This window comes from Frankia sp. CcWB2, assembly GCF_977927585.1.
In genome coordinates, this window is record NZ_CDWRCM010000088.1 from 2,583 (window position 1) to 4,051 (window position 1,469).

The 1,469-nt window shown below is 71.6% G+C and carries 1 protein-coding gene; it reads right to left on the minus strand.

The features are described 5' to 3' along the window. Nucleotides 1-70 precede the first annotated feature (70 nt). Nucleotides 71-1,243, minus strand: coding sequence for a PP2C family protein-serine/threonine phosphatase (locus ACY45C_RS11255; protein WP_462187575.1), 1,173 nt, complete (start codon nt 1,241-1,243; stop codon nt 71-73). Nucleotides 1,244-1,469: the final 226 nt, after the last annotated feature.

The window sequence follows — 1,469 nt, forward strand, 5'->3', positions numbered from 1 at the left end:
TCCACCGCCCCGCTCAGCCCCGCGTCGCCCGCTCCCTCATCGGTAACGTTCGGGTGGGTGCGCTCCGGCATCAGCCGGCACCCCAGATCAGCAGCAGGAGTGCGACGTCGTCGGTCAGCGGGCCGCCATTGCGCGCCTCCACCCGGTCGATCAGGTCGTCGAGCAGCCCGTCGGGGTTGTCAGCGGGCCAGAGTTTGGCGATCTCGGGCAGCACGCCCTCCCAGCCCAACGGTTCCCCGCCCGGTCCCTCCCGCCCCTCCAGCAGGCCGTCCGTGGCGAGCAGGAGCGCCCAGTGCGGCCCGAGCTCGATCCGCACCTCCTCGGAGAGGTCGTTGTCGACGATGCCGAGAGCCGGGCCGACGACGTCGCCCGGCAGCGCCGACAGCCGCGGATGCAACAGCGCCGGCGGCGGATGACCGGCCAGCCGCATCCGCGCCGAGGTCCGGTCGGGAGCGATCGCGAGGGTGCACACCGTCGCAAAGATCTCGTCCTGTTCCCGCTCGCTCACCAGCACGCGTTGGAGATACCCGAGCCGGTCGGGTTCCGGAACACCGGCAAGGACCAACGTGCGCCACGCGATCCGCAGGCTCACCCCGAGCGCTGCCTCGTCCGGGCCGTGCCCGCAGACGTCGCCGAGCAGGACGTGGAGCGTGCCGTCCGCGGTGGACACCATGTCGTAGAAGTCCCCGCCGAGCAGGGACTGCTGCCGGCCGGGGCGGTACCGGGCGTCGTGGTGCAACCGGCCGTCGTCGATGAGCGGCCGGGGTAACAGGCCGCGTTCGAGGCGGGCCCGCTCGTCCGCCAGCAGCTCCGACTCCCGCAGCGCCTGCGCGGCGGTGTCGGCCCGCTTGCGCTCGATCGCGTACCGGACGGCCCGGACCAGGTCCCGCCCGTCGACCTGGCCCTTGACGAGGTAGTCTTGCGCGCCCGCGGCGACCGCCTGCGCCCCCCGGTACTCGTCAACCAGACCGGTGAGCACCACGACCGGCGCTCCCGCCTCGACCGTGAGCAACCGGCGCAGCGCCGACAGGCCCTCGCTGTCCGGCAGCCCTAGATCCAGCAGCACGCACGCGACGTGCTCGCTGCGACGGGCGGCTTCGGCCACCGTGCGCACCCGGGTCAGCTCGACCGGAGCGGAGGCCTCGTCGAGGAGCTCGGACACCAGATAGGCGTCGGCATCATCGTCCTCGACCAACAGCACAGGCCAGATCACTTCCACAGGATCAGCGTTCGGCGCCCGCATCGCGTTGCTCTCGGTCCCTGACACATCTCCTCGGCATTGCACGACACGAGGCCATACCGGCCCAACCCGGACCCGAAGCATGGCACGACCACAGCGCCCGTGCGCATCGGAACGCCGAACCGGAGTGGACCGCGGCCAAGAAGACCAGCCAGGAAGACGGAGCGCGACGGGCTCAGGAAAACCGGGCTCAGAAAGACATGGTGGGCCCACGGGAACGACGGCAGCC